Consider the following 26,104-nt stretch of genomic DNA (forward strand, 5'->3'; position numbering starts at 1 on the left):
TAAGGCATACCAAACCTAGATGACAACGCGCTATAACAAATGGGTCGTAATCGCAGTTACTACAACCCTTCTGCTGACCACACCCTTATGGGTGCTGGTCAGCTTTTTATTTGAACCGGGTAATGAGAACTGGCTTCACCTGGTAGATACCTTGTTGCCGGAATACATAATCAATTCCCTATGGCTCATGTTTGGCGTCACAATAGGAAGCCTGACTCTAGGCGTTTCTTCAGCGTGGTTGATCAGCCAACACGACTTCTTCGGAAAAAAAATACTTCATTGGGCTCTGCTTTTACCTTTGGCAATGCCCGCTTACATCATCGCTTATACATACACAGGCCTGCTGGAATTCGAAGGCCCGGTTCAAAGCACCTTACGCGCTTTTTTCGACCCACAAACGGTCAATGCATGGTTCCCTGAAGTCCGCTCTTTGCAAGGCGCAATCGTCATGCTCTCACTCGTACTTTATCCCTACGTGTACCTGCTGGCCAGAACGGCGTTTTCAGGCAACACCCAGCAGATCATGAACGCCAGCCGAACACTTGGCGCAGGACCTTACCGACGGTTTTTCGTGATTGCCCTTCCAATGGCTCGCCCTGCCGTCGTAGCCGGTGTGACACTTGCCCTGATGGAAACCCTTGCTGATTTCGGAACCGTACAATACTTTGGCGTGCCAACCTTCACTACAGGTATCTATCGCACCTGGACAGGGTTTGGTGATACTACGACCACCGCCCAACTCGCTCTGCTTCTTCTGGCCTTTGTTTCTATCCTGATCGCTATCGAACTCTGGTCCAGAAAAAAAGCCGAATATTTTGCCCAAGGGACAAAAAGTGCTTCCCTACCGGCCACAAAGCTATCCGGTCACAAAAGCGGCTTGGCATTTATGGTTTGTCTGATTCCAGTCGCTTTCGGATTTTTAATTCCGGCAACACAACTGCTGACCTGGTCAATTCAAAATGCCGAAACCGGTTTCAATTCCGAATTCCTGACACTGATTTGGAACAGTTTCCATCTGGCCGCAATCACCGCCATTGTCGCAGCGTCCATCGCACTGCTGTTGGCTTATGTCCAACGCATCCACAACAGCCGTACGACCCGGCTCTCTAAACGCATTGTGACACTCGGTTACGCCATTCCGGGAACCGTCATCGCCGTTGCCGTCATGATCCCTTTTGCCTGGCTCGACAACACACTTGACTCATGGATGCGCAATACATTCAACATCTCAACAGGCCTGCTACTTTCCGGTACGCTGTTTGCCTTGGTATTCGCCTATACCTTCCGCTTTCTTTCCATTTCATTGCAAACGGTTGAATCAGGGCTAAAACAAATCAAACCCTCCATGGACGATTCAGCACGCACCCTTGGCGCCAACCGATGGACGATACTGTTAAAAATCCATCTCCCTCTGCTCAACCGCAGCTTACTTGTCGCTTTTTTGCTGGTTTTTGTTGAGGTGCTTAAAGAATTACCAACCACTCTCATTCTCAGGCCCTTCAATTTCAACACACTCTCCGTCAAAGCCTATGAGATGGCTTCGGACGAACGTCTGGCAGACGCAGGCCTGCCCGCCTTGTTAATCGTTTTGACCGGCCTGATACCCGTCATCCTTTTGAGTAAAGCTATTGGAAAAAGTCATGTCTAAACTCACAGTCCATCAAATCATAAGCGGTCACCAGGAAAACCAAGTGCTTAACCGTATCGACCTGAATCTAAAAGAAGGGGAAATCGGTTGTTTATTAGGACCGAGCGGCTGCGGAAAAACCACCCTGTTGATGTGCATCGCCGGGCTTCACCCCGTCCAGGATGGCGAAATCTATCTGGGCGATAAACTCATTTCATCCAAGGATGTTCAGCTCGAGGCCGAGCAACGCAATATCGGCGTGGTATTTCAGGATTATGCCCTCTTTCCCCACATGACTATCGAAAAGAACATTGCATTCGGCATTTCAAAACTCAATCGAAAAGAACGCAAACAGCGAATCAATCAACTGCTGGAACTCATCGGGCTAGCCGGTTTCAACAAGCGTTATCCCCATGAGCTATCCGGCGGACAACAGCAACGTGTCGCATTAGCCAGGGCCTTGGCACCCAAGCCAGGCATTCTATTGCTGGATGAGCCGTTTTCAGGTCTGGATGTCGAATTACGGGAATCATTAGCCCGTGAGGTCCGGTCGATCCTTAAAACCGAAGGCATCACCGCCCTGATGGTCACTCACAACCAAAACGAAGCTTTCGCAATCGCCGATTCGGTTGGCGTCATGAAAGACGGCAAGTTGCTGCAATGGGATACGCCTTACAACATTTACCACCAACCGGCGCATCCGTTCATTGCAGACTTCATCGGACAAGGCGCCTTGATTCAAGGAACCGTATGCGACTGCCATCAAGTGCTTACCGAGCTCGGATTACTCAAAGCCAGCTTGCCATTCGGTGCAACGATTGGAGACAAAGTTTCGGTACTTGTGCGCCCGGATGATATTCGCCATAACGACGACAGTGAATGGAAACTGGAAGTGACAAACCGTGCTTTTAGAGGATCACACTTCCTATTTACACTCAAACTACCGGACGGAGAAAAGGTCCTCTGTATGAGTCATTCCCATCACGACCATCCGGTTGGCTCCAAAATCGGCGTAGAACTGGAAATGGATCACGCCATCGTGTTCCCGTTACAACAAGAGTCGGAGATGAGCACTGCGTTCGCCACGCTAATGGAAAGCAATTAGCGACTTTATTTCAGGCAATAAAAAACCCCCGTCCATTTTGGCTGAAAGCCGCATGTGACGGGGGTTTGGAATAATGGCGCGCCCGAAGGGAGTCGAACCCCTAACCGCTCGGTTCGTAGCCAATAAAACAATCATTTAAACTCAATAGGTTATTGTACACTTTCCCACAAAACACCTCCTATTTAGCCTTGTTTATACGCGGTTTACAATAGACCTTGTGGGAAAGTTCTGACCTCTATCCAACTTACCTTTTATGCGGAACGCAGAATAACCATATCTTTAATGAAAATCCCATTTATAGTTGTATCAGTAAAGGTTGCTTTGATAAAACCGTCCGGTCCAGTTTTCACTAAAAAGTTTAAAGTTTCGATTAAAGGATTATCACTTTTCATCAGTTTAATTTCTGATATCGAAAGTGATGACAAATTCCTTTTATTTATGGCTTCAGCAATTACTTTATAGGCTCTTGGCTCTTCTTTAGGTAGAAGTTTATCTATTTCGTTATTTACAATTATCAGGCGCCAAGAATTGACATCATCATAGTAATACCAAATTACTTTTGAAGGCTTATACACCCCATTATCAAGCTCTTTTATAAGCTCAATCGAATCTTCAACTATACTTTCTACCAGTGCTGTTTCAGCCATTGTAATACTCCATGTTCAGGGTCATTAATGGACACTATTAAGTGTGTGGCAGTTACTGGATCCGTAACACTATATCGACTTTGTTCATTCCACTGACTAGCAATACCCCAGTATGCAGCAAACTCAGGGTCATCTCTCAATTTTTGCTGCAAAACAGGCTTTAAACCTGCAGTATTCACTAACTTTTCTATATCATGCACATAAGTTGCATTAACAAGGCCTTTATCCGGGATAACTCCGGTTTGAAACAAATCAGAAATACATGCTTTTATTGCTAACTCTATTGCATAGCCCGCTAGGTAATAAGCAGAAGAATACTTACCCGCGTTACACAGTACCACTGCATCATCAATACGCGCCTGTGCTAATGTCATGAGATCATTCTTAGCTAACATACAATCCTCATTAAACTCTGATATTTGAATCTAAAGCCACATGATATCTATATAACTCATCAGAAGCACTAACTTACAATAAATAGCGCTATATTACTCTTTCTCCTGATGAAGGAACGCCCCTCGCGTATCAAGTATTTGTCGCATCATAATTAAACAAAACCTTACACCATCTTTTTCTGTAAAAATATCTTTTAGGTATATCTTGCTATCACTATACTCATTTGGGAATCTAATACTTATATAAGTCATTATTTTCTTTTCCTGCTCCCAAAATCTATATTTCACTTCTTTAGACCAGCATAATTTTTCATAAAACGATCGGCAGTAAGGCCTTCTGTTTTCCAATTTAACAATTCTTGACTTACCCAAACATCATCCCAAGTTTCAAACACAGGAAAATGGGCAAGAATATTTCGTATAAATTTAAAAAGTAACTTACCAACTATGTACTCCACAGGGGACGTTGATTTTTTATAGATTCAAGTACACCTTTAAATGGTTGATAAGCCAATAGCTCCGTATATACAAAGAAAATATTTGAAACTTTGCTAAACCGATACCAATTCACTTTTTCCCAAAAGGCATCCTCCATCATTTCTGCGAATAGATTTTAAAAACGACTATATCCCAAAGTTAGGAATAATTCTTTTGATTTATTAGGCTTGGTTTCAATGAGCTGTATTCCTAGAACCGTTAACTGCTTATGACAACCTACAACGCTAGCAAATAATTGTAACCACTTCATGCAATGGCCAACTCAAAGATAGACAATATAAACACTCGGTTTGCAACCTAGTAGTCACTCCTTAAATATCAATGAATTACGCAACTTTTCACACCAAAACCTGGTGGAAAACCTCCTTATTGCCGGATTGTTTGGTGGGAAAATCAGGAAATTTGGCTTATTTTAGGCAATAAAAAAGCCCTGTAAATCTTCGCTAACTGCTTGATTTACAAGGCTTTGGAATAATGGCGCGCCCGAAGGGAGTCGAACCCCTAACCGCTCGGTTCGTAGCCGAGTACTCTATCCAATTGAGCTACGGGCGCTTTGAAAGTGAGGCGTATTCTAGGGAGTTTTAATAAAACTGTCAAGAAAACTTTTCACTAATTTTTTTCTAAGTTTGAAATGGCGGAGACGGAGGGATTCGAACCCTCGATGGAGCTACAAACCCCATACTCCCTTAGCAGGGGAGCGCCTTCAGCCTCTCGGCCACGTCTCCTATTTCAGGCGCGTATAATACAAGTTATAAGCGGGCTTGTAAACCTATACTGGGGACTTTCTGTATTTTTTTTAAAGGATGGATCATCAGTCGGTTCAAATACAGGAATGAAAAACGGCCTGAACCATGGCCTGTTTTAGAATGCGGTTCTAAATTCCTTAAGAACCGGATTCATTTTCTTTTGCTTTGTTCTCTTTGTCATTCAATATTTCCTGTCGATGTATCGGCACATCTTTGGGCGCTTTGATACCAATACGTACCTGCCCACCTTTTACCGCTAGCACCGTCAAAGTAATATCTTCATCAATGACAAGAGACTCGCCCTCTTTTCTTGTTAAAACTAACATATAAATCTCACAATATTAATGCAACTTCAGTGTATGCCATATATAGAGTCAGTATAATTGATTAAATCAATTAATGCATATAAGATTTTACTAATATAACAAAACCTTAACATCCTCGATAGATTTTTTTAATGACCTCCTTTTATGAGCTTAAAAGGAGGCCGCTTCTCCATTCTCTATTTAATTAATGTCAATCCGCCCCCACTATCCGCAACATAGGCACGGCCATTGATCACAACAACATCCAAAGCTGAACCAACGGTATTAATATGTTGCATTAATACTGGTGCCGTAGGAATGGTCCAGTCTATTTTGATGACACCTGCGTCACCATAAGCGACATAGACCAATGTCTTGCCATCAACCTGAACAATATCCATACCTGCTGAACCACCGTTCAGTTCAGATAATTCAGCGCTACCAAAGAAGGTAGGATCTTGAAGTTTAAAGCGAGCGGTCACGTCCGGTCTAAAGTCATAATTATTCTTCTTCCAAATTTTGGTAGGGTCCGTCACACCTAAAGGAAGGGGAGCAATCAGATCTGAAATTCTGTACTCCACCACACCAAAGCTGTCATAGGTGAAAATTGCATAGTCGCCTACCAATTTCACAACAACGCTTTTACCATCCGCTTTACCGACTGAATCGTCTTCCACTTTTTTCGGCTCAAAGACTTTTATCAAAGACATGTTCGCCGGATCGGTGACATCAACAACACCTACCCCTCTACTTCCTGCTGCTACAAACGCATAGGATTTTCCAGCCTCGGAATCATCCCATAACGCAACACTCGAAGCTTGACCAAGTGGAGGCTGAGATACGGTATCGCCACCGATATTTCCAACCACGTAACCACTCGCCGGATACGTCGGATCCTTACTCAGATCGTAAACAGTCAACCCGTTACTACCATCGGCCGTGAAAGCCAAGTTACCCTTTAACGCAACGCCATAAGCATGGTCTTGCATCGACAGGCCGGCCACGTTTCCGCCATCGGTATTGTGCTCAAAGATATCCGTTGGCTTAGGATAAAGCAGAACAGGAGAACCGACTATACCTTCTACAGAAGTATCGACACGACGAACCCCTTTACTTTGTGACATGACCAATACAGACTTGTTAGCACTGTCCACAACCGCATCATAAGCGTGCGGAGTAGGTTGAATCGTTTCCGTACCAATGGTAACCGGATATTCATCTTGCAAGGTATTGGCAACCAAATGAACATCATCGATTGCATTACACTCATCATCCGCTATTTTCCAGACCGACATACCATGAGGCCCATCCGCCAAGAACAACAGATTTCCATAAGCATCGACCCCTTCAGAGTGACCGATATTGATTTCTTGCGTCGCCGTGCCATCTGCTGCGGCACCAATTTCATTGGTGGTGGCGAAATGCACTTTCACGGCATACTTAGGATCGGCAGAAAAATCGATGTCGATAAAATTCAAACCGCCTCCGCCCGCGGTAAGCGCTACGTCAACCGATCCACTCGCAGAAGAATCAAAAGCGTTCGTCAAGGTAAAGCTGTTACCGTGCCCACTTACCTCTCCTGTCGCCAGCAAAACAGGGGATTCGTGAATATAGGTTGGAATCTCTTCTTCACCTTCCGGAATCGGAGTCATGTCATATGAAGTCACGAACTCATAATCCGGCCAGTGGTTTCCTAAGGTTCCATCCGTGTCATTATTATAGGCTCCGGCACCCTTAACGCCGTGCCACTGGCTTGGATTGTCGGCATTACCCATCACCATTAATCCGGCGAAATGATCGGAGAAATAGACTTGATTATTAGCAGCATCCACTTTGACATCAACCATACCGGCTTCTTTAAGCATCCCCGCACCAAAATACGGGAACAAGCTCTTAGATTCCTCTCCGGTTGGATCATCCGGCCCATGTGCCGGAACGGCAGGCGCATACCCCAAATAGGTTCCTTCAAGGAATGGCTTGGTATTATCAAGATTGGCACTACACACGCTATCGCGCGCGCCTGAATTCTCATAACCGGTGACATCTATGGCCACCATACCAGCCAATCCATATGCGATGTATGCAATGGTCTTGTCTGGCCCTGTTCCCGTATAGGTTTGAACCGCCACTTTACGGGCATCATAGTAATACTTTCCGTAACGATCGAAATCCGCCCATGGTGTTGGCGCATCAACCTTGTTGTGCCAGACCTGCTGGATTTCATAATTGGCCTGACTGTAATTCGGCATGCCGGTACACGCATCCACATAGGAAGTCCCTTGAACTTCATTGGATACCTTCATATTGATAAACCAGTCTTCACCTCCGTTATTTCCTGTTTCGTCGGTATATAGATTGTATTGCCCGACTTTTTTCAAGGTAGCGGGGTCATAAATCCCCACGCCCAAATAACCCTGTGCAACAAACAATCTCTGCCCCGTTCCAGAACCGAATAGAGTTAAACTTTTTGGGCCGCCCCAAGGGTTCTCACCGGCATACTGCAAAGTATAGACCTCTGAGTCGATCTTCAAGGTGCCATCCGCCTCACGGCCGTTTACCCCATCAAACAGATTACTCAACGCCGTCTTATGTAATCCATATCCTTCATCACCAATAATCAATTCCAATGGCGTATTGATATCTCCGTCATCATAGACTGCCAAAGAACTGATAGGTGCGCGGGTGGTCGAAATGGTATTGTCGGGAACAATGTCTCCGCCCCCTTCTGTCCAGGTAATTCCTGTCTGTTCATAATTCACTTTTACAGAAGTGGTTAAAGCAAGGTTTGTGGGATCGGTAATATTCACAACCGAGATTCCTTCATCTCCCATTGCCAACAAGGCATATCGGTTACCACCTTCCGTAACAAGCTCAATATCCTTGATAAAACCACCAACTTTAATACTGTATTCGGCACTTTTAGTCGTACCGACCTGTGTTACTTTCAACTCATTAGCAAGGTTAAACACCGTCCATTCAGTACCCGCATCACTGAAGGTTTTTACGGAAGAAGTCGCCCCCCCGATTCTGACCGCCGTCGTTAGAGAAGCTTCTTGTGGAACATTACATGTTTCGGGTATTCCATCTCCTCCCCCACTACTGCAACCAGAAAGTGCGAACATTGTTCCAGCCATCAATCCTATTCCGGCTAGAACAGATAATTTTTTGCATTTCCAACGAGCGATCGAACTTTCCATATCATCCCCCTTTCCTAAGAATATAAAAGTAACCCCTCTTCGTTAATCATTAAAACACCATAACCACAATTTTTGTAATTATTTATACTTATTAGAAAACACTAAAATCATAAACGACGTTAATCAATCGATGAAATAGTAATAAAGATTTGTTTTATTTGTATTCTTAATCTCTTTAGCATCCGTTAACACTTATCGATTCAATTCTTCCAGACATAAAAAAACCCGCTCAAGGCGGGTTCTTTTTTCTATCTGAAATCGACTTTATTTATCCAGTTCGAAAGCTTCGTGCAACGACTGAACCGCCAATTCAAGATACTCTTCATCGATAATCACAGAAATCTTGATTTCGGTCGTACCGATCATCTGGATGTTGATGTTGTTATCAGCCAACGTCTTGAACATCTGACTGGCGATTCCGGAATGTGACTTCATTCCTACACCTACCATCGAAATCTTGACGATCGAATCGTCAGAAAGCACTTCTCGGGCACCCAGTTTGTTCGCAGTACTCTGAAGAATCTCCAACGCCGCAGGCAAATCCCCTCTGGCAACCGTAAAAGTAAAGTCGGTGGTACCGTCGACACCCTGGTTCTGAATAATCATATCGATTTCGATGTTCGCATCCGAAATCGGTCCAAGAATCTGGTAAGCAACACCCGGCTTATCTGGTACACCCAAAATCATCAACTTCGCTTCATCGCGGCTGAACGCGATACCGGAGATCAGAGGTTTTTCCATCTCGTTTTCCTTAAAATTCTCTTCTGAAGTAATAAGCGTTCCACCGCCGTCCTGCATAGAGGACAACACGCGCAACGGTACATTATATTTGCTGGCGAATTCCACCGAACGGATCTGCAGGACCTTGGCACCCAAACTGGCCATTTCCAACATTTCGTCAAACGTAATATGATCCAGACGCTTCGCTTCCGGAACCACACGAGGATCGGTCGTATAGACACCGTCTACGTCGGTGTAGATCTGACATTCATCGGCATTCAAGGCCGCAGCCAGAGCCACTGCTGTGGTATCGGAACCACCTCGACCCAAGGTGGTGATATCACCGTCCGGTGTCACACCTTGGAAACCGGCAACTACAACGACCTTACCTTCGTTCAATTGCCCAAAGATTTTCTCCGAATCGATTTCCTCGATACGCGCTTTGCTGTGAACGTCATCCGTTTTAATCGGAACCTGCCATCCCGTATAAGAGATTGCCGGATACCCTTTCTCCTGCAAAGCCATGCTTAGCAACGCAATCGTAACCTGTTCACCGGTCGTCAACAGTACATCCATCTCGCGCTTGGAAGGGCGAGTCTGGATTTCCTGAGCCATGGCCGTCAAACGGTTGGTTTCACCACTCATGGCGGAAACCGCAACCACAACCTGATGACCTTCATCGACAAATTTAGCGACCTTATTCGCTACGTTCTGGATACGTTCGATATTCCCAACCGACGTACCGCCATATTTTTGAACAATCAATGCCATTATTTTCTATTTTCTTCTTATTTCGACTCTACCCAGCCATGGACCGAGGCAAGTGCTTTATCTAGATTACTTGGGTCTTTACCGCCGGCTTGCGCCATATCAGGACGACCACCACCCTTTCCGCCAACTTGCTGTGCCACAAAGTTGACGAGTTCACCCGCTTTAAAGCGATCGGTTGCGGTTTTGCTCACACCCGCAACCAAAGTCACTTTTTCGCCATCCACTGCGGACAGTAGGATAACGGCCGGTTCCAACTTATCTTTCAGTTTATCCAACGTCTCACGCAAGGTGTTGGTATCGGCACCTTCCATCTTGGCTGCCAATACATTCACGCCAGAAATCTCAACCGCCTGGCCTGCAAGATCATCCCCCTGAGAAGCCGCTAACTTGCCTTGGAGCTGCTTAAGCTCTTTTTCCAGGCTCTTATAATCGGCTACCATCTGAGCGACTTTTTCCGCCACAAGATTCTTATCGGACTTCACCGCATCGGCAATCTGTTCCAAACGCGCGTCTTCGTCATAGATCATTGACCAGGCCTGCTCACCCGTCGCAGCTTCGATACGACGTACACCGGAAGCGATACCACTTTCCGACACAATGCGGAACGGACCGATTTCACCAACAGAGTTGACATGCGTTCCACCGCAAAGCTCAACAGAGAAGTCACCCATATCGACAACACGTACGACATCGCCGTACTTCTCGCCGAACAGAGCCATCGCCCCTTTCGCTTTAGCGGACTCGATATCCATCTCGTTCATACCAACCGGTTCGTTCAACATGATGTTGTGGTTGACCAGTTTCTCAATCTCGCGCAACTGAGTGCCGGAAATCGGTTCGAAATGAGAGAAGTCGAAACGCAGACGATCCGGCTTAACCAAAGATCCTTTCTGCTGAACGTGCGTACCTAGAACCGAACGCAAAGCCGCATGCAACAAGTGCGTGGCCGAGTGGTTCTTCTCGCTGGCACGACGATCCGCGATATTGATTTTTGCATGGATTTCTTGACCGGCGTGAATCGTACCCGCAGTCACCTTACCGTGATGCAAGAACAATTTACCTTGTTTGTGGGTATCGTTGACATGGAAACTGTTCATCCCTTCGGTCAAACTTCCGCTGTCACCGACCTGACCACCGGACTCCGCATAGAAAGGCGTGCTGCCTAGAATTACGATGGCTTCTGTTCCCTCGTTAACCGATTCAACCTGCTCGCCTTCTACGAAAATCGCCAGGATCTTGGCATCCGCTTCATCACGGTCGTAACCAACAAACTGTGTCTCACCATCAAAGTCGATGCGAGTCTGGGCACTACCGGCAAAACTGCTCGCGGAGCGCGCACGCTCACGCTGCTCTTCCATTGCTTTAGCAAAACCTTCTTCGTCTACCGTCAGGCCTTTTTCACGCGCTACGTCCGCCGTCAAATCAACCGGGAAACCGAAGGTGTCATACAGTTTGAACGCCATATCGCCTTCGATCACGGTACCGTCCATCTCGGCGACGTAATCTTCCAACTGCTTCATACCGTTTTCCAACGTCTCGGCGAAACGCTCTTCTTCCAGTTTCAAAGCGCGCTCGACATTCGCCGCTTCCGCTTTCAGTTCCGGATAGGCTTCGCCCATCTGCTCGACCAAGGTACCGACCAACTGGTGGAAGAACGGCTTGTTCTGGCCTAACTTGTAACCATGACGGATCGCGCGGCGAATGATGCGACGCAATACATAACCGCGTCCTTCGTTTGAAGGCAGAACACCGTCAGCAATCATGAATGCACAAGAACGGATGTGATCTGAGATAACGCGCAGAGAACTGTTCGTCATATCTTTTTCACCGGTCAGTTCGCTCGCTTTCTTCACCAAAGCGCGGAACAAGTCGATGTTGTAGTTGTTATGCACACCCTGCATGACCGCAGCCAGACGCTCCAATCCCATACCGGTATCCACCGAAGGCTTCGGAAGAGGCGTCAAGGTGCCGTCCGCAGCTCGGTCGAACTGCATGAAAACCAGGTTCCAGATTTCGATATAACGGTCACCGTCTTCGTCCGGAGACCCAGGAGGACCACCGGCAACATCCGCACCGTGATCGTAGAAAATTTCGCTACAAGGTCCGCAAGGACCGGTATCACCCATCGACCAGAAGTTGTCTTTGGCGCCACAACGTGAAAAACGTTCGGCACTGACACCCATCTCTTTCAACCAGATGTCTTCCGCTTCCTGATCTTCTTCAAATACGGTGATCCAAAGCTTCTCTTCCGGCAGCTTCAATTCCTTGGTCAAAAATTCCCATGCAAACTGAATGGCCTCACGCTTAAAGTAATCGCCAAAGCTGAAGTTACCCAACATTTCAAAGAAAGTGTGGTGACGAGCGGTATAACCGACGTTTTCCAAATCGTTGTGCTTACCACCGGCACGGATACAACGCTGAACCGTCGTGGCGCGGTTATATTCACGCTGTTCCTGGCCCAGGAACGTCTCTTTGAACTGCACCATCCCCGCGTTGGTGAACAACAAGGTCGGATCGTTGGCAGGAACAACCGGGCTGGAGTGCACGGCGGTATGGTTTTGCTTAACAAAAAAGTCTATAAAAGCCTTTCTAAGTTCTGCACTGGTCATAGGGTAAAAACCTTAATTCAATAAAAATAATTCTGTTTAAAACGTATTCGAACCGTTAACGGTAGACTTTCCAGATCCATTCCGCCGGGAAACCGCGACTTTGTAGGAAGCGCATCCGCTTTGCCTGTTCATTGCGTTGTTGCGGTTTGTCGAGTTCGCCGTATTTTTTCAATAACACTTCGCGCATCACCGCCAGCCAATCTTCAGGATCCAAATCCAAACTGGCCTCGATCTGTGACGAATCGTCACAGGCCTGCTGTAATTTCTGACGGATTTTCAAAGGCCCCTGGCCTTTTTCCATCAAGCTGGAAACCGCCTGTTCGATGTAACGTTGGTCGCTCTGCCAGTTGTTTTCCCGGCAACGTTCAATCACATCATCCACCAAGGTTTTCAAAAGGCCTGGTGGTTCCTGCGCCTGTTCGAGCAACTCGGACGTTTCGGGAAATTTTGCCAGCAATTTGGCTTTCAATTCCTTGGCACCGTGTTCGCGAATCGCCAACAAAGCAACCGCCTTGGATTCAATCTGTCGGCTCAACGAGCCAACAAACGAATCCGCATCGGTATCGACATCCTGCTTCGCCGGAACCGTCTCCGATCCGCTATGCAGATCGAGCTGCCGAAGGAACTCTTCCGCGCTTTTCAAATCTTACTCGGCGGCCGCTTCCAGTTCAGCGTCAGCGGCTTTTTTGCCGGATTTCGCCGGCATCATCTTTTCTTTAATCTGATCCATCAAGGTCTCGGCGATCTCAGGGTTCTCGATCAGATACTGGCGGACATTGTCCTTACCTTGACCGATCTTCTGACCGTCGTAGCTGTACCAGGAACCGGATTTCTCGATCAATTTCTCTTTCACACCCAAATCGATAATCTCACCCTCGCGCGAAATCCCCTGGCCGTAAAGGATGTCGAATTCCACCTGTTTGAATGGCGGCGACACCTTATTTTTGACAACCTTGACTCGGGTTTCGTTACCCAGAATCTCGTCACCTTTCTTGATGGCACCGATACGACGGATATCCAAACGTACCGACGCATAGAATTTCAACGCGTTACCACCCGTTGTGGTTTCAGGGCTACCGAACATGACACCGATCTTCATACGGATCTGGTTGATGAAAATCACCAAGGTGTTGGTTCGCTTGATGTTGGCCGTCAGCTTACGCAGAGCCTGAGACATCAAACGTGCTTGTAGCCCCATGTGCGAATCACCCATATCACCTTCGATTTCGGCCTTAGGCGTCAACGCGGCAACCGAGTCAACAACAACGATATCGACCGCGCCCGAACGAACCAACGCATCGGTGATTTCCAATGCCTGTTCACCGGTATCCGGCTGAGAAACCAACAGGTTGTCGATGTCCACACCCAATTTTTCTGCGTAAATCGGATCCAACGCATGCTCCGCATCAACGAATGCTGCGGTACCGCCCAACTTCTGGGCTTCCGCAATGGCGTGCAATGTCAACGTTGTCTTACCGGACGATTCGGGACCGTAAATCTCTACAATACGCCCTTTCGGCAAACCGCCTATACCCAACGCCATGTCCAATCCCAAAGAACCCGTAGAGACCGCTTCAATATCACGGGCAACACCTTCGTCACCCATGCGCATGATTGAGCCTTTACCAAATTGCTTTTCAATTTGACCTAAAGCGGCGGCCAGTGCTTTTTGCTTATTTTCATCCATCTTCTTACGGTCCTTTTATTGGCTTAAATTCGCTCGTTTCCGTCGATCCGGCTTGTGTCCGGGTAGGCATCGTCCACCTGTCTTCCGAACAGGCCCCGTTAAAAACGGTCAACGCACAAATCCGATGCCCCATCAATAAAAAGCCCTTGTTTAACCGGAATCCATATTTCCGTTTAAACAAAGGCTTTAGGTGTCTCGGTTTAATCGCCCGGTTCATGGGAATAAAACGGATTGCTACAGCCGTTTGATTTACTCCCTAAACAGCCGCAGAATTATCCCACAATTTAAAATTAAATCCTAGAGTTATGAACAGGGATTCTGCACTTTCCGGGCGAGTCGATCAATCCTGCAAAATCTTGAGGATTCCTTTCAATGCCGCTTCGGTCGTTTGCTCCCTGACCGATTGACGGTCGCCGTCGAAGAGAAAAACCTGAGTTTCTACAGTTTCATGTCCTTGCAACGCCCAGGCAACCCATACAGTTCCTACCGGTTTGTCCGGTGTTCCGCCGCCCGGCCCGGCAATCCCGCTACAAGCCACGCTGACTTTGGCATGAGACTGTTGCAAGGCGCTCAGTGCCATCTCCTGAACACACTCCTGACTGACCGAACCCTTTTTCTGAATGGTCGCTTCATTTACGCCAAGCATCTCTTTCTTGGATTCGTAGCTGTAAGTAACGTAAGCGCGATCGAACCACGCTGTACTGCCTCCGATCGACGTCAATGCCTCAGCAATCATCCCTCCGGTACAAGATTCCGCCGTCACCACCATGCAATCGTTATCCACCAACGCCTTTCCAACTTCAGAAACCAAGGTCTCAAATCCCATATTGGCCACTCCAATTATTGCTATCCAATCTAATATGCCCTAGCATACCCTTTTTTACATATTATTAAAATTCGCGCAAACAAAACATGGCTGAAAAATCGACTCAACACACCCCAATGATGCAGCAATACCTGGCAATCAAAGCCGAGCACCCCTCGCATCTGCTGTTTTATCGTATGGGCGATTTTTACGAACTGTTTTACGATGACGCCAAAAAAGCGGCGGAACTGCTCGACATCACCCTGACCGCCCGCGGCAAATCCGGCGGTCAGCCGATTCCGATGGCCGGCATCCCGCACCACTCGGCGGATGGTTATCTTGCCAAGCTGGTCAAACTCGGCGAATCGGTGGCGATCTGTGAACAGGTCGGCGATCCCAACAACAGCAAAGGCCCGGTGGAACGTAAAGTGGTGCGCGTCATCACACCGGGTACGCTGGTCGAAGAAGCGTTACTGGAAGACCGTTCCGAAAACCTATTGGCGGCAATCACTCAGGCAAACGATTTGTTCGGCCTTGCTTATCTGGACGTTGCCAGCGGCCGTTTCGAAGCCACCCAACTGGAAAACCAAACTCAACTGAGCGCTGAAATCGAACGTCTCAAACCTTCCGAACTATTGCTGCCGGACGATGATCTATTACGTGAAGCTTTGCCGGAATTGATTCTAAACCGGGCAGGCCTGGTTCGTTACCCGGCATGGCATTTTGAAGTCAAAAGTTCTAAAAAACGACTGACCGAACACTTCGGCACCCAAGATTTGGTCGCTTTCGGCTGTGATACCAAGCCCGCGGTCACCGCTGCTGCAGGTGGTATCTTGCACTATGCAAAAACCATGTTGCAGAACGGGCTAGATCATATCCAGAGTCTGAACACCTATCAGACCGACGACACACTGGTACTCGACGCCATCAGCCGCCGCAATCTGGAAATCGACACCAACCTGAGCGGAGGCACCCATAATACGCTGGCGGCGATTTTAGATCATACCGCCACAGCCATGGGAAGCCGTTTACTTAAGCGTTGGCTGAACCAACCCCTGCGCAACCAAGAAATTATCAATGGACGTCTGGACGCCATTGAGGAAATCATCAGCCTGCAAGACGACGAACTGCTGCGCCAATCACTCAAGCAGATTGGTGACATGGAACGTATCCTGAGCCGTGTAGCCCTCTATTCCGCACGTCCACGTGATCTGCTGCAACTTGGCCGCGCCCTGAACAGCTTGCCGGATTTACAGACCTTGCTCGCTTCGCATCAAGTTGAAAAGTTACAAAAACTGGCTGAAAAAATCGCCACTTATCCCGAGTTGGCGGAACTGCTTGATCGTGCCATCACCGATAATCCGCCAATGCTAATCCGTGACGGAGGCGTCATCGCCGAAGGCTACGATGCCGAGCTCGACGAACTGCGCAACCTGAAAAACGAAGCTGGCGATTTCCTGCTGCAACTTGAACAGCGCGAACGCGAACGTACCGGCATCAATACCCTGAAAGTCGGTTATAACCGGGTACACGGCTACTACATTGAAATCAGCAAAGTGCACTCCGAACAGGTTCCGGCGGAATATGTACGCCGCCAGACATTGAAGGCTCAGGAACGCTACATCATTCCGGAACTGAAAACCTTTGAAGACAAGATTCTGAGTGCAGGCGAGAAATCGTTAACCCGTGAAAAGTGGCTTTATCAACAGCTCCTGGAAAACCTGAACGGATCACTGTCAGCCCTGCAATCCAGTGCAGGCGCCTTGTCTGAATTGGATGTATTGGTCAACCTGGCGACTCAGGCGATGGCGCTTAATTTGACACGCCCGGTCCTGACTGAAGAACCCGGCCTGTCTATTTCCAAAGGGCGCCACCTGACGGTTGAAGCGGTCTCTTCCGAGCCGTTCATCCCGAACGACACCTATTTCGACGAACAACGGCAACTGCAGATCATCACCGGTCCGAACATGGGCGGTAAGTCCACCTACATGCGACAGACGGCTTTGATCACCCTAATGGCGTTCATGGGAAGCTTCGTACCGGCCGACTCGGCACAGATCGGCCCTATCGACCGCATATTCACCCGTATCGGCGCATCCGACGACCTGACATCCGGCCGTTCGACCTTCATGGTGGAAATGACCGAAACCGCCAACATCCTGCATCACGCCAGCGAACAGTCGCTGATTCTGATGGACGAAGTCGGTCGCGGTACCTCGACCTTCGACGGTTTGGCTCTGGCTTGGGCGATTGCCGAACACATGGCCAACAATATCCGCGGTTTCTGCCTGTTCGCCACCCATTATTTCGAACTGACCACGCTGGCGGAACAGTTCAACAATACCGTCAACGTCCATCTGGATGCGATCGAGCACCAGGATAAAATCGTGTTCCTGCACCAAGTTCAGGAAGGCCCGGCCTCTCAGAGCTACGGACTTCAAGTAGCTGCACTGGCAGGCGTTCCTCAAAAGGTCATTCAAAGCGCTAAACGTCATCTGGCGAATCTGGAAAACCAGACGATCCAAACTGCCCAAGACGATCGTTCCGGTGCCGCGGACACTATCCAACAATTCGACATGTTCGGCCATTCCGAACCGGATCCGAAACTGGAAGCGTTGCGGGAAGCGCTTGACGAAATCGATCCGAACGACATGACACCCAGAATGGCTCTGGATGCCCTGTACCAACTCAAAGCCATACTTAAAGATTGATTGAACCCCTATGTCTGAAGCCTATATTACCGATACCACCCCAGAAAACCTGCAGGAAATCCTGAGCCATTCGGCCAAGCTTCCGGTTTTCATCCACTTCTGGAATCCACTCAACGAACAGAGCGTTCAAGCGAATGTGATTCTTGAAAAACTGGCTGCCGAAATGGCCGGACAGTTTATTCTGGCCAAGATTAATGGCGGCCAACAAGCTGAAATGGTCGGACACTTTGGCGTACAGGAAATTCCATACTATAAACTTGCTTTCCAAGGCCAGATGGTCGGCGAAGCGGCCGGACTGCAAACCGAACAGGCGTACCGGGATCTGTTGAAGCAATTCGTCCAACAAGACCCGTCTGAACAGCTGCGCGAACAGGCGAGACAAGCCTTTATCGCCGGGCAGTTCGATCATGCGGTGCAACTACTCGGCGAAGCGGCAAAAGCCGATCCGAACAACTTCAAGGTTCATCTGGATCTGGTACTCATGTACTTGCATACCGGCCACCTGGACAAAGCCAAGGAATTGTTCGACAAACTGCCTGAAGAGGCACAGACCTCGGCAGAAGGCAAAAACATCAGCGGCATCATGAGCTTTTCGGAAATTCTCGAAGAGTCGGAAGACATCCAGACCATTCAACAGAAATTGGCCGAAAATCCAGATGACCCGGATGCGCTTTACGGCCTGGCTGCCTATCTGGTTTTGAACGGCCATCCCGAAAAGGCGATACAGACGCTTTTCAAGCTCTTTATTGTAGATCGCAGCTACAAAAACGGCGTTACGCAAAAATCATTACTGAAACTCTTTGACATGTTGTCCGAAAGTAATCCACAATTAGTCAACGACGCTCGCAGGAAGCTGCAAGGCTTGCTTTACTGAATACTAATAAAAAACGATTCAATTATTTCATATAGACAGGTAGGAAGATTATGGAACTTAAAAACGGTATCAATCACTATGGCTTGGTCAGCCGTGCCAACCACTGGATTTCGGCATTCCTTTTCATCGGCTTGATCGCACTGGGCCTCTACATGAGCGACCTGCCGAGAGGTCCGGAAAAGAAAGACCTTTACGACTTGCATAAATCTTTAGGTATCGGCTTGCTTGCTCTGATGTTGCTACGTCTGGTATGGTTGAAAATCAGCCCTAACCCTAGCCAGATCTCCTACAGTAAATTCGAACACATTCTCGGTCACGCCACCAAAGGCATCCTTTATCTGGCGATGCTGATGATGCCGATTTCCGGCTGGATTATGAGCAACTCTGGCGGCCACGACGTCGCGTTTTTTGACCTGTTCGTACTGCCGACCCTCGTTGGCGAAAACGAAACACTGCATGAAATCGCAGAAGAAGCTCATGAACTTGGCGGTTACGCCATGATTGCAGTTATCCTGCTGCATACTGCAGGCGCGCTAAAACACCACTTCGTTTATAAAGACGAGACGCTTAAACGCATGTTGGGCAAAAAATAATCAGGACACATCCCCAAATTATGAAGTTTGATTTACACAACACCCTCTGTTTCGGTGTGGCGGGCAACTTCGCCCACCACCTGGAACAGGCCGGCGAAAACGCCGATTTTGTCAATGTCACCACCGAAAGCGAGAATGCACCGAAAGGCCTCTTCCCCTACTACATCCCTGGAGCAGAGAGTTTCGTCGGCACCTACCCGCTTTCACACAACGAAATTCAATATCCACAGGATATGCAGCAGGACGCCAACCTGCATATGGAAGCCGAAGTCTGTGTCCTGTTCGACGTCACTTACGCCAATGGCGGCGTCAGCGATTTGAAGCCCAAAGCCTTCTCGGCCTTCAATGACTGCTCCATCCGCAAGGAAGGCGCCAAAAAGATCAGCGAGAAGAAAAACTGGGGGCCAAGCAGCAAAGGGGTTTCCGATCAATTCCTGACGCTGAGCCGCTTTGAAAACGGCGGTGAAATGGATCCTTTTCACATCGCCTCTTTCCTGAAGCGCGACGGCCAGCTGCATGCCTACGGTGAAGACAGTCCGGTTCTGACTTACAACTACTTCTACACCCAGCTGCTGGAGTGGATTATCCACCAACTGAACCACCAGAGCGACTTCGGTCCACTGGAAGATCTTCCTGCCATTATCAAGCAATGCCACTACCCGGAACAGATCATGGTCAGCCTGGGTGCCACCAGCTACACCCACTTTGGAGAAACGGTGTTTCTTCAGCCGGGCGATGAACTCTATCTCTACGTTTACGACGCCCGTAAGAACACCTTGGAACAAGTGACCGAACACGCTTCCGGAGAAGCGGTCGTACTTGAAAATAGCTCGACCCTGATCCAGAAAGTGATTTAAGGCCATCCAATCGCCAGGAGCGTTTTATGCTGATTAACCAATCCGACGTTGAACTGCAAATCCGAAACTGGCTGCAACAGGTGGTCATCGGGTTAAACCTCTGCCCTTTTGCCTCTAAACCTTATTTGGACAATCAGGTACGAATTGCCGTTAGCGATTGCACGGACGATGCCTGCCTGCTTGAAGACTTACTTGGCGAACTGCAATATCTTGACGGGCATAAGCCCCAGGAAGTTGAAACCACTTTGATCGTGATTCCCGGCATGCTGGAAGACTTTTACGACTACAACGATTTTCTGGATTCGGCAGAAGCGCTACTGGGAGACGGCGGCTGGGCAGGCACCTACCAGATTGCCAGTTTTCACCCTCATTACCAGTTTGCAGGAACGCAACCGGAAGACAGCGAGAACCTGACCAACCGCGCCCCTTATCCGGTATTGCACCTGATTCGTGAGGCCAGTCTGGAAAAAGCGTTAAAACACTACCCCAATCCGGAAATGATTCCAGAACGCAATATCGAAACGGTCGAAAAATTGACCGACGAACAAAAACACAATCTGTTCCCGTTTCTATTTAAGTAAACCCTGATCACTGCAAAAATGAACAGGCCTGTTCGTTTTATCATTCCCATCATTAAAAACCATCTTGCTCGCGGCGAAGAAACTCGACAAGGGATTCGCTACGGAACCGCTCCGCATCCCATTCACTTGTATCTAAAAGCGAATGGTATTCGGATTTAAATTCATATACCTGAACGGATAGAGATTCGCCATCTTCGGTCTCCGCAACAACACTCTTGCGAACATATTGCTCACCCTCGAACCGATCCAGTGACAACAAATCACGTTCTTCAACATTCAAATACACAATGCCTTCCAGCCGATCCTCGACGACACCCTGCACCGCCGCCGGATACAGCTCGTCCAACACCGCAAAACTCCGCATTCCAAAAATTCGGGCGGATTGAGAGCGGTATCGCTCCTTAACCACCCTTTCCCACACTTCCGGAAACATCAAAGAACCGTAGGTAAACACATGCACAGAAATACTCCTCCAAACACTCAACCAACCCTTTTCAACAGGCCTGTTGAAATTATAGACCCGATCTTCTCTGACGCCCATCAAATACCTATGTACAAATATACTTATAAACAAATATTGACGAATAAATACGCATTTTCTATCATGTCGTATCAATTCCCTCTATTTCAGTCAGGAATATTCATGACGGTACCCGTAAACAGTCGCGATGCACTTAATGATCTGTCGGATCTCAATTACCATGTCATCGAAACCATTGCCGCCAATTTTATTCAGGAGCACGGCCTGCGCAGCATTCATAATGGCGAATTGCAGCCCCAGCAGACCGAAGATTCCATGGGTAGCGAACTGCATAAAATGTTAAGCCAGCCACTTCTGGGAATGCGTCAGATCATTCCGGTTATTACATTCTGGATCGACGAATTCAAACTTCAATTCGACGACAAGCTTTACAAGCTTGAACATAAGCGGCTGATCGACTTCCAAAACCTGGCTGACCAACTCGAAGCCATGATCGCGAAGCAGGAAGAAGTCAGCGTCAAAGTCAAACTGGCAGATTTCCTGACCGAACTTCAGTATCATGAAATCCACGAAGCCATTCCGGTTTTGGAGCAACACTTTGATCTGCACGGCCACCCGGAACACTTCAGGGCGTCCCCTGAACAACCGCAAACGCCTGAAGAAGCGCTTGAGCGTCTTCAGAAACTGCTTGAGTTTTCGGAACATGAAATCAACCTGACCCTTCTCTCCGACGCGAAACAGAAGGATGACACCGCCATCAACTTAGTCACTTCAGAGCTTAATTCAGAAGAACGGGACGATGCGCCCGAATCCATCGAAAACCAGGCGGAACGCTGGCTGGAAAAATTCAAAGTCGACGGCGTCAAATTCGAATCCTTTGTCGAAGCCTATTACGCCGAACCTCTGGAAATGCAAACAGCAATCGACCAGGCGATCACCACGAAGCCAATCCATTTCCTGAGCACGGAACAACACCCTAAGCGCAGCTCATTGATCGATCGCATCAGCCAAAAACTGTTCCGTAAATAAGGCAAGTTTCAACAGGCCTGTCCAGATTCACTGCACTTTAATTTTGCCTTTAAAGGGCCATCACTATAAGATTAAAATTGTACTAAATAACAGGCTATTAATTTCTGACAACCCGAATGAATCACCGGGTTAAATCCTAGCCCAAGGCCTGAACCGCCGTTAGAAATCGATCTCGTTTCAATCCTTTACAAGGACTAAAGAAATATGAGTACGAAAACCCAGTGGCATCAATTGAGCGCACAAGAGACGCTATCCGAACTTGATAGCGACGCTGGCGGCTTGAGCTCGACAGAAGCGGATAATAGAATCGGCCGATACGGTGCCAACCGACTCCCCCAGCCTCGCAAACGTAGCTTGTTGATGCGCTTTCTGCTGCAGTTCCATAACATCCTCATATATGTTTTATTGGCTTCTGCGGTCATCACCCTGTTACTGGATCATATTACCGATACTCTAGTCATCATCGCCGTGGTTCTGATCAATGCCCTCATCGGGCTGATACAGGAAGGTAAGGCCGAAAAAGCCATGGACGCTATCCGCCAGATGCTTGCGCCACAGGCGGCCGTACTCAGGGATGGCCAGCGTCACACGATCGACGGCGAAGCACTGGTGCCCGGCGACATTGTATTGATCGAGGCCGGAGACAAAGTCCCGGCTGATTTACGTCTCCTGCAAAGCCACGGTTTACAGATTCAGGAGGCCATCCTGACCGGGGAATCCTTGCCCGTCGAAAAACAAACGCTTCCGGTCAATGCTGACGCACCGCTTGGAGACCGCTCCTGTCTGGCATTCAGCGGCACCACGATAACCTACGGCCAGGGAAAAGGCGTCGTCATCGGTACCGGGGCCTCAACGGAAATCGGGCGTATCAGCGGCCTTTTGTCCGAAGTGGAGACATTGACCACGCCGCTGGTCGAACAGATGAACGTCTTCGCCAAATGGCTCACCTTTGTGATTCTCAGCGTCGCTGTACTGATATTGATATTCGGTATCGTCGTTCAGGAACAGAGCTTTGAAGACCTGTTTTTGGCCGTCGTTGGTCTATCTGTGGCCGCCATACCGGAAGGCCTGCCTGCCGTCCTGACCATCACCCTCGCGGTGGGAGTCAAAGCCATGGCACACCGCAATGCCATTGTCAGACGTCTTCCAGCCATCGAAACCCTGGGATCGGTTTCGGTCATCTGCACCGATAAAACCGGCACACTTACCCGCAATGAAATGAGCGTCACCAGCGCAGTGACCGCTGAATCTCAATTCGAGATCACCGGCGACGGCTATGCGCCAATCGGGGAAATTCGTCAAAACGGCAAGTTAATCGATCCTTCGATCCATCCTTTGCTCAACCAAATTGCTCATGTGACCACTCTGTGCAACGATGCCGAACTTAAAAACCGGCAGGAAGAGTGGTCAGTCGAAGGCGATCCTATGGAAGGGGCATTGCTGGCACTGTCTGAAAAACTCGGCATTGACGTCGCCTCGGAACGCAAACATTGGACGCGCACCGATCTGATCCCTTTCGATGCCAAACACAAATTCATGGCAACCTTAAATCACGATCATGAAAACCATGCCTTCATTTTCATCAAAGGCGCACCGGAAAAACTCATCGAATTATGTCAATCGCAGAGCTTGGACAATGGTGAAACCATTCCGATTGACAAAAATTTCTGGCACAAACAGGCCGAAAGGATTGCCGATCAGGGTCAAAGGGTGCTGGCGATTGCGATCAAAACCATCCACCCCGACCATACCATCCTCGAAAGACCCGATCTTGATGAAGACGTCACTCTTTTAAGTATCATCGGCCTGATCGATCCGCCTAGATCCGAAGCGATCGCTTCGGTAGCGGAATGCAGGCAGGCCGGCATCCGGGTCAAAATGATTACCGGAGACCATGCCATTACCGCGGCCGCAATCGGCCGCCAGATCGGCCTGCAAAATCCGAGAAAAGTACTCACCGGAAACGAACTGGAACAGATGGATGACGAAACGCTCAAAAGCGCAGTTCTGGAAACCGACATTTTCGCCCGCACCAGCCCGGAACATAAACTGCGTTTAGTCATGGCTCTGCAATCACATGGGATGACTGTCGCCATGACAGGAGACGGGGTCAACGATGCGCCAGCCCTCAAGCGTGCGGATGCAGGTATCGCCATGGGTCTCAAAGGCAGTGAAGCAGCGAAAGAGGCTGCCGAACTGGTGCTGGCCGACGACAACTTCGCCTCCATCGCCTCTGCAGTAAAAGAAGGGCGTACGGCCTACGACAATATCAAGAAAGTGATCAGCTGGACACTTCCGACGAGCTCCGGTGAAGCTGCCACCATCATACTGGCAATCCTGTTAGGCATGACCTTACCAGTGACCCCTGTCCAGATTCTCTGGATTAACCTGATTACCGCCACAACCCTGGGAATCGCGCTGGCATTTGAACCCACCAGCGAACATACGATGAACCAGCCTCCACGCCCCCGTAACCAACCACTGCTGGACCGAACTCTGATCTGGCACATCATACTCGTGAGTGCCCTGTTCATAGCCGGGGTTTTCGGCATCTACAGCTATGCCATTAACCGGGGGGAAACAATCGAACAGGCACGCACCATTGCCGTTAACACGTTGGTGGTGATGGAAGTATTCCATCTGCTTTATATTCGAAATATGGATACGGTTTCGTTGAGCTGGCAAGCGGTTAAAGGCACCAGAGAAGTGTGGATCGCCATCATCGTGGTCATGACCGCTCAATTTGCGATCACTTTCATCCCTTCTCTTCAGCGCATCTTTCAAACGCAAACCATTTCGGTTACAGATGGACTTCTGATTCTGGCAGTGGGTATGATGCTGTTCGTGATTATCGAGTTTGAAAAACAGGTGCGCTTACGTTACTTCTCAAAGTAACGATTACTGCATTTTTTTATCTTTTAAGAAAGGATAACGATCACGAATTTGTTTGACTTTAGAGACAGGAAATTCGGTCATCTGACAAACCTGTTCGGGACCGGCATGCGACAGAACCTCACCGAATGGATCGATCACCATTGAGCCACCGGAATAGTGCAAACCATTACCATCTTCACCTATACGGTTAACACCCACGACATAACACTGGTTTTCAATCGCCCTTGCCTGCAATAAAACTTCCCAGTGAAGTTGACGGCTATCCGGCCAGTTTGCAATGACGAAAATAACTTCTGATTGCGGTACCACTTTTCGGAACAGCTCCGGAAAACGCAGATCGTAGCAGATAAAGACACTGCAAGGCGTGCCATCGACGTCAAATTCAACCTGCTGGCTGCCGGCTTGAAAATGCTCGCCTTCGCCAGCAAAATCAAAGGTGTGATTCTTAATGTAACAGGCCTGTTGATTTCCTTGGCGGTCAAACACCAAAGCACAATTCAAGGCTTTTTCTTGAGAGGCCAGCTTTTTAGCAAAGCCGGCAATCACATGGATTTGATGCGTTTGAGCCGAGCGGCTTAACGCGCGATAGACATCACCGTCCATGGTTTGTGCAATTTCTCCAACCTGCATTGAGAACCCTGAATGAAAAAGTTCGGGGAGAACAATGACATCGCAACCGTTTCCTGCGGCCTTGCTAGCCCACTTATCCAGTTGCTGGAGATTTTTGGCCGTATCCTGCCAAACAATATCGAGTTGAACGGATGCGACCTTCATAGAGATAAAGACCTATTCTTTAAACAAATTATTTTAATAAACAGTGCTTGGCAAAATCGGTTGCTTCATTAGCCGTCCATTCGCCCTTCGGCTTCTCTTTAAGGTCGGCGCACCACTCTTCACTTCCTACTTCAGCAGAACAGCCCGCTAAGAACAAGACGGAAACACTTAATAAAATAGCTGATAAACGCTTCATT

21 protein-coding genes and 2 tRNA genes are annotated in these 26,104 nt (G+C 48.4%); 9 read left to right on the forward strand and 14 right to left on the reverse strand.

What is annotated here, in order from left to right; all coding sequences use genetic code 11:
- Positions 1 to 19 precede the first annotated feature (19 nt).
- Both QCB45_RS03665 and QCB45_RS03670 read left to right on the forward strand, forming a co-directional pair.
- A complete protein-coding gene (locus QCB45_RS03665) occupies positions 20 to 1,648 on the forward strand; it encodes an iron ABC transporter permease (protein ID WP_279419321.1) in 1,629 nt (542 codons plus the stop codon).
- Positions 1,641 to 2,732: an ABC transporter ATP-binding protein gene (locus QCB45_RS03670; protein ID WP_279419323.1), complete on the forward strand. Its 1,092-nt coding sequence runs from the start codon at positions 1,641 to 1,643 to the stop codon at positions 2,730 to 2,732. Before QCB45_RS03665 ends, QCB45_RS03670 begins: the two co-directional genes overlap by 8 nt.
- Positions 2,733 to 2,983: 251 nt before the next feature.
- Here the strand turns inward: QCB45_RS03670 and QCB45_RS03675 are convergent, their stop codons facing one another.
- The 11 genes from QCB45_RS03675 to QCB45_RS03725 all read right to left on the reverse strand — a co-directional run bounded on the left by QCB45_RS03675 (position 2,984) and on the right by QCB45_RS03725 (position 15,133).
- Positions 2,984 to 3,379, reverse strand: a complete 396-nt coding sequence (locus QCB45_RS03675) for a hypothetical protein (RefSeq protein ID WP_279419324.1) — start codon at positions 3,377 to 3,379, stop codon at positions 2,984 to 2,986.
- On the reverse strand, positions 3,358 to 3,753 hold the full coding sequence (locus QCB45_RS03680) for a HEPN domain-containing protein (RefSeq protein ID WP_279419325.1): 396 nt from the start codon (positions 3,751 to 3,753) through the stop codon (positions 3,358 to 3,360). The genes QCB45_RS03675 and QCB45_RS03680 overlap by 22 nt, the downstream gene beginning before the upstream one ends.
- 994 nt (positions 3,754 to 4,747) lie before the next feature.
- Positions 4,748 to 4,824 (reverse strand) — tRNA-Arg (locus QCB45_RS03685).
- An 80-nt stretch (positions 4,825 to 4,904) separates the two neighbouring features.
- Positions 4,905 to 4,997: transfer RNA gene (locus QCB45_RS03690), tRNA-Ser, on the reverse strand.
- A 158-nt stretch (positions 4,998 to 5,155) separates the two neighbouring features.
- On the reverse strand, positions 5,156 to 5,344 hold the full coding sequence (gene csrA / locus QCB45_RS03695; RefSeq protein WP_279419326.1) for a carbon storage regulator CsrA: 189 nt from the start codon (positions 5,342 to 5,344) through the stop codon (positions 5,156 to 5,158).
- 176 nt (positions 5,345 to 5,520) lie between these two features.
- On the reverse strand, positions 5,521 to 8,520 hold the full coding sequence (locus QCB45_RS03700) for a hypothetical protein (protein ID WP_279419328.1): 3,000 nt from the start codon (positions 8,518 to 8,520) through the stop codon (positions 5,521 to 5,523).
- Between the two features lie 264 nt (positions 8,521 to 8,784).
- Positions 8,785 to 10,011: an aspartate kinase gene (locus tag QCB45_RS03705; RefSeq protein WP_279419330.1), complete on the reverse strand. Its 1,227-nt coding sequence runs from the start codon at positions 10,009 to 10,011 to the stop codon at positions 8,785 to 8,787.
- Positions 10,012 to 10,028: 17 nt separating this feature from the next.
- Positions 10,029 to 12,620, reverse strand: coding sequence for an alanine--tRNA ligase (gene alaS / locus QCB45_RS03710; protein ID WP_279419333.1), 2,592 nt, complete (start codon positions 12,618 to 12,620; stop codon positions 10,029 to 10,031).
- Positions 12,621 to 12,675: 55 nt separating this feature from the next.
- Positions 12,676 to 13,263 (reverse strand): regulatory protein RecX, encoded by a 588-nt coding sequence (locus QCB45_RS03715; RefSeq protein WP_279419335.1) that lies wholly within the window; start codon positions 13,261 to 13,263, stop codon positions 12,676 to 12,678.
- A gap of 3 nt (positions 13,264 to 13,266) precedes the next feature.
- The gene (gene recA / locus QCB45_RS03720) at positions 13,267 to 14,307 is read right to left on the reverse strand and encodes a recombinase RecA (RefSeq protein ID WP_279419337.1); all 1,041 of its coding nucleotides are present in this window, start codon (positions 14,305 to 14,307) and stop codon (positions 13,267 to 13,269) included.
- A 340-nt stretch (positions 14,308 to 14,647) separates the two neighbouring features.
- On the reverse strand, positions 14,648 to 15,133 hold the full coding sequence (locus tag QCB45_RS03725; RefSeq protein ID WP_279419340.1) for a CinA family protein: 486 nt from the start codon (positions 15,131 to 15,133) through the stop codon (positions 14,648 to 14,650).
- Positions 15,134 to 15,219: 86 nt separating this feature from the next.
- Between QCB45_RS03725 and mutS the strand changes: the two genes are divergently transcribed.
- The 5 genes from mutS to QCB45_RS03750 are packed head-to-tail and all read left to right on the forward strand — an operon-like array spanning position 15,220 to position 20,728.
- The gene (mutS, locus tag QCB45_RS03730; protein ID WP_279419341.1) at positions 15,220 to 17,823 is read left to right on the forward strand and encodes a DNA mismatch repair protein MutS; all 2,604 of its coding nucleotides are present in this window, start codon (positions 15,220 to 15,222) and stop codon (positions 17,821 to 17,823) included.
- Positions 17,824 to 17,833: 10 nt separating this feature from the next.
- The gene (locus QCB45_RS03735) at positions 17,834 to 18,697 is read left to right on the forward strand and encodes a tetratricopeptide repeat protein (protein WP_279419344.1); all 864 of its coding nucleotides are present in this window, start codon (positions 17,834 to 17,836) and stop codon (positions 18,695 to 18,697) included.
- Between the two features lie 50 nt (positions 18,698 to 18,747).
- Positions 18,748 to 19,290, forward strand: coding sequence for a cytochrome b (locus QCB45_RS03740; protein WP_279419346.1), 543 nt, complete (start codon positions 18,748 to 18,750; stop codon positions 19,288 to 19,290).
- A 20-nt stretch (positions 19,291 to 19,310) separates the two neighbouring features.
- Positions 19,311 to 20,147: a DUF5718 family protein gene (locus QCB45_RS03745; protein ID WP_279419347.1), complete on the forward strand. Its 837-nt coding sequence runs from the start codon at positions 19,311 to 19,313 to the stop codon at positions 20,145 to 20,147.
- Positions 20,148 to 20,173: 26 nt separating this feature from the next.
- A complete protein-coding gene (locus QCB45_RS03750) occupies positions 20,174 to 20,728 on the forward strand; it encodes a DUF1415 domain-containing protein (protein WP_279419349.1) in 555 nt (184 codons plus the stop codon).
- Positions 20,729 to 20,780: 52 nt separating this feature from the next.
- Here QCB45_RS03750 and QCB45_RS03755 read toward each other — a convergent pair whose 3' ends face one another.
- Positions 20,781 to 21,188, reverse strand: a complete 408-nt coding sequence (locus tag QCB45_RS03755) for a gamma-glutamylcyclotransferase (protein WP_279419350.1) — start codon at positions 21,186 to 21,188, stop codon at positions 20,781 to 20,783.
- A 183-nt stretch (positions 21,189 to 21,371) separates the two neighbouring features.
- Here QCB45_RS03755 and QCB45_RS03760 point away from each other — a divergent pair, with 183 nt between their 5' ends.
- Positions 21,372 to 22,238 carry a hypothetical protein gene (locus tag QCB45_RS03760; RefSeq protein ID WP_279419351.1) on the forward strand — a complete coding sequence of 289 codons (867 nt, stop codon included), beginning with the start codon at positions 21,372 to 21,374 and terminating at the stop codon, positions 22,236 to 22,238.
- Between the two features lie 204 nt (positions 22,239 to 22,442).
- On the forward strand, positions 22,443 to 25,133 hold the full coding sequence (locus tag QCB45_RS03765; RefSeq protein ID WP_279419352.1) for a cation-transporting P-type ATPase: 2,691 nt from the start codon (positions 22,443 to 22,445) through the stop codon (positions 25,131 to 25,133).
- A gap of 3 nt (positions 25,134 to 25,136) precedes the next feature.
- Here the strand turns inward: QCB45_RS03765 and QCB45_RS03770 are convergent, their stop codons facing one another.
- Together QCB45_RS03770 and QCB45_RS03775 are read right to left on the reverse strand one after the other, a co-directional pair.
- On the reverse strand, positions 25,137 to 25,907 hold the full coding sequence (locus QCB45_RS03770) for a nitrilase-related carbon-nitrogen hydrolase (protein ID WP_279419354.1): 771 nt from the start codon (positions 25,905 to 25,907) through the stop codon (positions 25,137 to 25,139).
- 28 nt (positions 25,908 to 25,935) lie between these two features.
- Positions 25,936 to 26,103, reverse strand: coding sequence for a DUF3012 domain-containing protein (locus QCB45_RS03775; RefSeq protein ID WP_279419357.1), 168 nt, complete (start codon positions 26,101 to 26,103; stop codon positions 25,936 to 25,938).
- Position 26,104 lies beyond the last annotated feature (1 nt).

The organism is Thiomicrorhabdus sp. ZW0627 (assembly GCF_029767005.1).
Taxonomy (GTDB): domain Bacteria; phylum Pseudomonadota; class Gammaproteobacteria; order Thiomicrospirales; family Thiomicrospiraceae; genus Thiomicrorhabdus.

What these genes read in the sequence shown, in the direction of transcription:
- QCB45_RS03770 (WP_279419354.1), bottom strand. Translation starts at nt 25,907, where the DNA reads ATGAAGGTCGCATCCGTTCAACTCGATATTGTTTGGCAGGATACGGCC.
- QCB45_RS03665 (WP_279419321.1), top strand. Translation starts at nt 20, where the DNA reads ATGACAACGCGCTATAACAAATGGGTCGTAATCGCAGTTACTACAACC.
- csrA (WP_279419326.1), bottom strand. Translation starts at nt 5,344, where the DNA reads ATGTTAGTTTTAACAAGAAAAGAGGGCGAGTCTCTTGTCATTGATGAA.
- mutS (WP_279419341.1), top strand. Translation starts at nt 15,220, where the DNA reads ATGGCTGAAAAATCGACTCAACACACCCCAATGATGCAGCAATACCTG.
- QCB45_RS03670 (WP_279419323.1), top strand. Translation starts at nt 1,641, where the DNA reads ATGTCTAAACTCACAGTCCATCAAATCATAAGCGGTCACCAGGAAAAC.
- QCB45_RS03760 (WP_279419351.1), top strand. Translation starts at nt 21,372, where the DNA reads ATGACGGTACCCGTAAACAGTCGCGATGCACTTAATGATCTGTCGGAT.
- QCB45_RS03675 (WP_279419324.1), bottom strand. Translation starts at nt 3,379, where the DNA reads ATGGCTGAAACAGCACTGGTAGAAAGTATAGTTGAAGATTCGATTGAG.
- QCB45_RS03680 (WP_279419325.1), bottom strand. Translation starts at nt 3,753, where the DNA reads ATGACATTAGCACAGGCGCGTATTGATGATGCAGTGGTACTGTGTAAC.
- QCB45_RS03745 (WP_279419347.1), top strand. Translation starts at nt 19,311, where the DNA reads ATGAAGTTTGATTTACACAACACCCTCTGTTTCGGTGTGGCGGGCAAC.
- QCB45_RS03735 (WP_279419344.1), top strand. Translation starts at nt 17,834, where the DNA reads ATGTCTGAAGCCTATATTACCGATACCACCCCAGAAAACCTGCAGGAA.
- QCB45_RS03765 (WP_279419352.1), top strand. Translation starts at nt 22,443, where the DNA reads ATGAGTACGAAAACCCAGTGGCATCAATTGAGCGCACAAGAGACGCTA.
- QCB45_RS03700 (WP_279419328.1), bottom strand. Translation starts at nt 8,520, where the DNA reads ATGGAAAGTTCGATCGCTCGTTGGAAATGCAAAAAATTATCTGTTCTA.
- QCB45_RS03725 (WP_279419340.1), bottom strand. Translation starts at nt 15,133, where the DNA reads ATGGGATTTGAGACCTTGGTTTCTGAAGTTGGAAAGGCGTTGGTGGAT.
- QCB45_RS03705 (WP_279419330.1), bottom strand. Translation starts at nt 10,011, where the DNA reads ATGGCATTGATTGTTCAAAAATATGGCGGTACGTCGGTTGGGAATATC.
- recA (WP_279419337.1), bottom strand. Translation starts at nt 14,307, where the DNA reads ATGGATGAAAATAAGCAAAAAGCACTGGCCGCCGCTTTAGGTCAAATT.
- QCB45_RS03775 (WP_279419357.1), bottom strand. Translation starts at nt 26,103, where the DNA reads ATGAAGCGTTTATCAGCTATTTTATTAAGTGTTTCCGTCTTGTTCTTA.
- QCB45_RS03750 (WP_279419349.1), top strand. Translation starts at nt 20,174, where the DNA reads ATGCTGATTAACCAATCCGACGTTGAACTGCAAATCCGAAACTGGCTG.
- alaS (WP_279419333.1), bottom strand. Translation starts at nt 12,620, where the DNA reads ATGACCAGTGCAGAACTTAGAAAGGCTTTTATAGACTTTTTTGTTAAG.
- QCB45_RS03740 (WP_279419346.1), top strand. Translation starts at nt 18,748, where the DNA reads ATGGAACTTAAAAACGGTATCAATCACTATGGCTTGGTCAGCCGTGCC.